The organism is Dietzia sp. B44, assembly GCF_014145245.1.
GTDB lineage: Bacteria > Actinomycetota > Actinomycetes > Mycobacteriales > Mycobacteriaceae > Dietzia > Dietzia natronolimnaea.
The window spans coordinates 1-4547 of record NZ_JAALEF010000069.1 but is presented as its reverse complement, the minus strand read 5'-3'; the positions used below and the strand labels follow the sequence as shown (position 1 = coordinate 4547).

The 4547-nt window shown below is 70.5% G+C and carries 4 protein-coding genes; all 4 read left to right on the top strand.

Going from position 1 to position 4547, the window contains the following annotated elements:
- The first annotated feature begins 232 nt into the window (after positions 1-232).
- Positions 233-1855, top strand: a complete 1623-nt coding sequence (locus tag G6017_RS02975; RefSeq protein WP_241731349.1) for an SLC13 family permease — start codon at positions 233-235, stop codon at positions 1853-1855.
- 22 nt (positions 1856-1877) lie between these two features.
- Entirely contained in the window at positions 1878-3071 is a 1194-nt protein-coding gene (locus G6017_RS02970; protein ID WP_182615878.1) for an aminotransferase class I/II-fold pyridoxal phosphate-dependent enzyme, read from the top strand.
- Positions 3072-3080: 9 nt separating this feature from the next.
- Complete coding sequence (locus tag G6017_RS02965) at positions 3081-3224, top strand: hypothetical protein (RefSeq protein WP_159110286.1); 144 nt, start codon at positions 3081-3083, stop codon at positions 3222-3224.
- Positions 3225-3245: 21 nt separating this feature from the next.
- On the top strand, positions 3246-4547 hold a 1302-nt coding region (gene purB, locus G6017_RS02960), incomplete at its 3' end, for an adenylosuccinate lyase (RefSeq protein ID WP_182615876.1).

Below are 4547 nucleotides of genomic sequence, written 5' to 3'. Positions count from 1 at the left end.
TCGCCGTGTTCGGCCTCGAGGTGGCCCCCGACGGGTCGCTCTCGATGGGCTCGGGGGCGCTCGGTTCGGCGCCGCTGGGGTCGCTCGGGGGCTGATCGGCTGACCCCGACCGAGATCGCGTTTACGGTGAGTACACGAATGTCCCGGGGGGCCGCTCCGGGACGCGTGGCGCGCGACGGAGAAGGCGATGGCAACCGGCGACCGTGATCGGCCGAGGGGCCGGAGGATGGTCATGGCCCCCCACCTGAGCGGCCTGGACCCGGACCCGGACCGCGGCGCGGAGATCGAGCAGAAGTCGCCCGGTGAGCGCGACGGCGCCGTGCCCCGCGGCGAGTTCGTCCGCAGTGTGATCGGGACCGTCGCCGGGGTCGCGGCCGCGGTGCTGGTCTACACGGTCATGCCGGGGGACCTGGAGCACAACGCGCGACTGACCGCTGCCGTGGCGGTGCTGCTGGGGATCTGGTGGATGACCGAGTGCATCCCCATCCCCGCCACGGCGCTGGTGCCGCTCATCGCGTTCCCGGTGCTGGGTCAGGACATCTCGGTCGACGACGTCGGCGCCCAGTACGGCAACAACATCATCTTCCTGTTCATGGGCGGATTCCTCATCGCGATCGCCATGCAGAGGTGGAACCTGCACCGACGGATCGCCCTGCTGACGGTCCGGGCGATGGGCACCCGCTCGACACGGGTCATCGCCGGGTTCATGATCGCGACCGGCTTCCTGAGCATGTGGGTGTCCAACACCGCCACGGCCGTGATGATGCTGCCGATCGGCGTCTCCGTCCTCATGCTCGCCTCCGAACTGGGCGGGAACGGGTCCGGAGGGCAGGAGGACGACCCCGAGGGGTCGATGCCCCGGATGGACTCCTCGTCGGACCCGACGTCCGACGAGGTCAAGAAGGCCGTCATCCGGTCGAACTTCGGGACCGCCCTCATGTTGGGCATCGCTTACGCCGCGTCGATCGGATCGCTGGCGACGATCATCGGAACCCCGCCCAACACCCTGCTCGCCGGCTACCTCGAGAGCGAGCACGGCATCATCCTGGGTTTCGGCCGGTGGATGATGGTGGGTCTCCCACTGTCGATCGTGATGCTCCTGGTCGCCTGGTTCCTGCTCACCAAGGTGCTGTTCAAGCCGGAGGTGGAGCGGATCCCCGGGGGGCGGCAACTGTTCGACGACGAGCTGCGCAGCCTCGGCCCCATCTCGTCGGGCGAGAAACGCGTCCTGGCCGTGTTCGCCGCCGCCGCCGTCGCGTGGGTGACCGTGCCGTTGGTGTGGGAGGACCCGCCCGTCTCCGACGCGGGGATCGCGTTGATCGCCGGACTCGTGCTGTTCCTGCTTCCCGCCGGCACCGCGCGTGGCGTTCGCCTGTTGACGTGGGAGGCCGCGCTCGCCCTGCCCTGGGGGGTGCTCCTGCTCTTCGGCGGCGGGCTGGCGCTGTCGGCCCAGTTCTCCGGGTCCGGGCTCACCGACTGGATCGGTGAGAAGTCCGCCGCCCTCGGTGGCCTGCCGGTCGTCCTGTTGGTCGTCGTCGCCGCCGGCGGGGTCCTCATCCTGACCGAACTGACCAGCAACACCGCGACCGCTGCGACGTTCCTGCCGGTCGCGGGTGGGGTGGCGCTGGGTCTCGGGCTCGACCCGATGCTGCTGGCGGTCCCGGTCGCCCTGGCCGCCACCTGCGCGTTCATGCTGCCGGTGGCGACCCCGCCCAACGCCATCGCGTACGGATCCGGATACGTGACGTTCGGCCAGATGATCCGCGGCGGGGTGTGGCTCAACCTCGTGGGGATCGTGCTCATCACGCTCGTCACCATGACCCTCCTGGTGTGGGTGTTCGGACTGACCTCCTGACGGGGGCGATAGCGTCGGGGGCATGAGCGTCGCGCGTACCCCCTCTCTCAGGTCGGCCGTCGAGCCGTTCCACGTCATGAGTGTCCTGGCCGCGGCGGCGCGGCGTCAGGAGACCCACGGCGACGTGATCTCCCTGTGTGCCGGGCAGCCCTCGACCCCGGCGCCCGGGCCGGTGCTGGAGGCCGCACGGCGCGCGGTGGACGGCGAGATCCTCGGCTACACCGAGGCGATCGGAATCCGACCGCTCCGGGAGGCGATCGCGGACCACCACCGGCGGGTGGACGGTGTCGAGGTGACCGCCGACGACGTCGTCGTCACCACCGGGTCGTCCGGCGGATTCACGGTGCTCTTCCTGGCCGCGTTCGATCCCGGGGACACCGTCGTCATGGCCCGCCCCGGGTACCCCGCCTACCGCAACACCCTCCAGGCCCTGGGCTGCCGCGTCCACGAGATCGCCTGCGGCCCCGGGACCCGGTACCAACCCACGGTCGCGCAGCTCGAGGCGGTCACGGTGGAGCTGGGCCACCCACCCGCCGGCCTCATCGTGGCCAGTCCCGCCAACCCGACCGGGACGATCATCGACGCCGCCGAGCTCGCCGCCCTCGCGCGCTGGTGCGAGGCCAACGGCACGTTGCTGGTCAGCGACGAGATCTACCACGGCGTCACCTACGGCCGGGAGTGCGCGAGCGCATGGCGGACGAGCCGCGAGTCCGTGGTGATGGGCTCGGTGTCCAAATACTTCTCCATGACCGGCTGGCGGATCGGGTGGATGCTGCTGCCGCGGTACCTGGGCGCCCCCGTGGACCGGCTCATCGGCAACCTCACCATCTGCCCGCCCGCGCACGCCCAGTTCGCCGCCGTCGCCGCGTTCACCGAGGCCTCGGCAGGCGAGCTCGACTCACACGTGGAGCGGTACGCCCGGAACCGCGAGCTCGTGCTGCGCCGACTCGCCGGACTCGGGGTGGGGGAGACCGCACCTCCCGACGGAGCCTTCTACACCTACTTCGACGTCTCGCAATGGACCGACGACTCGGTGGCGTGGTGCGCGGAGATCCTCGAACGCACGGGGGTCGCGCTGACACCCGGCGTCGACTTCGACACCGTCGATGGTCGGCACACGGTGCGCCTGAGCTTCGCCGGGGACACCGCCGAGATCGCCGAGGCGATGGACCGACTGGAGGCCGTACTGGTCCCGCGTCAGCCGCCCACGGGTTAACGTCGGCGCATGGGTTCCGCCGAGATCATCACCACCATCGTCTACATCACCCGCCCGTGGCTGTTGCTCGAGGCGCCGCTGACGGTGGATCAGGTCTACCTCAACGCGCGCGAGATCCTCGCCGGGTCCACCGGCGGCTCGATGATCTCCTGACCGGGCTGCGATACTGGGGGCGTGACCGCCCAGAACGCCGTACCCGCCCGGGCCACCAAGCCCCGGATCTCCAACGTCCTCGCCTCGCGCTACGCGAGCGCCGACCTGGCCACTCTGTGGTCCGCCGAGCACAAGATCGTGCTCGAGCGGCAGCTGTGGATCGCCGTCCTGCGCGCTCAGCGTGATCTGGGAGTCACCGTTCCCGACGGTGTGATCGAGGCCTACGAGGCCGTGATCGATCGCGTGGACCTGGCGTCGATCGCCGAGCGCGAGCGGGTGACCCGGCACGATGTCAAGGCCCGGATCGAGGAGTTCAACGCCCTCGCCGGACACGAGCAGATCCACAAGGGAATGACGAGCCGGGACCTCACCGAGAACGTCGAGCAGCTCCAGGTGATCCGCTCCCTTGAGTTGGTCCGCGACCGCGGGGTGGCAGCGGTTCGCCGGTTGGCCGAGCACGCGGTGGCGCACCGCGACCAGGTGATGGCCGGCCGCAGCCACAACGTCGCCGCGCAGGCCACCACCCTGGGCAAGCGCTTCGCCTCCGCGGCCGATGAGCTGCTGTTGGCGCTCGAGCGGGTCGACTCACTGATGGAGCGGTACCCCCTGCGCGGTATCAAGGGCCCGATGGGCACCGCGCAGGACATGCTCGACCTGCTCGGGGGCGACGCCGGGAAGATGTCGGAGCTCGAGAGCCGCATCGCCGGGCACCTGGGCTTCTCCCGGACCCTGGACTCGGTCGGCCAGGTGTACCCGCGGTCCCTCGACCACGAGGTCGTCTCCGCGCTGGTCCAGCTGGGAGCCGGTCCGTCCTCGCTGGCCCACACGATCCGGCTCATGGCCGGGCACGAGCTGGTCACCGAGGGCTTCCAGCCCGGTCAGGTCGGGTCCTCGGCCATGCCGCACAAGATGAACACCCGCTCCTGCGAGCGCGTGAACGGTCTGCAGGTCGTGCTGCGCGGGTACGGCTCCATGGCCGCCGAGCTGGCGGGCGCGCAGTGGAACGAGGGCGACGTCTTCTGTTCGGTGGTGCGCCGCGTCGCGCTGCCGGATGCGTTCTTCGCGCTGGACGGGATGTTCGAGACGTTCCTGACGGTCCTCGACGAGTTCGGCGCCTACCCTGCGGTGATCGACAAGGAGCTACAGCGGTACCTGCCGTTCCTGGCCACCACCAAGGTCCTCATGGCGGCCGTGCGGGCGGGGGTCGGTCGTGAGGTCGCGCACGAGGCGATCAAGGAGAACGCGGTCGCGGTGGCGCTGGCGATGCGGGAGGAGGGCCGCGAGCCCGACCTCGTCGACCGGCTCGCCGCCGACGACCGGCTG

What these genes read in the sequence shown, in the direction of transcription:
- G6017_RS02975 (WP_241731349.1), top strand. Translation starts at nt 233, where the DNA reads ATGGCCCCCCACCTGAGCGGCCTGGACCCGGACCCGGACCGCGGCGCG.
- G6017_RS02970 (WP_182615878.1), top strand. Translation starts at nt 1,878, where the DNA reads ATGAGCGTCGCGCGTACCCCCTCTCTCAGGTCGGCCGTCGAGCCGTTC.
- G6017_RS02965 (WP_159110286.1), top strand. Translation starts at nt 3,081, where the DNA reads ATGGGTTCCGCCGAGATCATCACCACCATCGTCTACATCACCCGCCCG.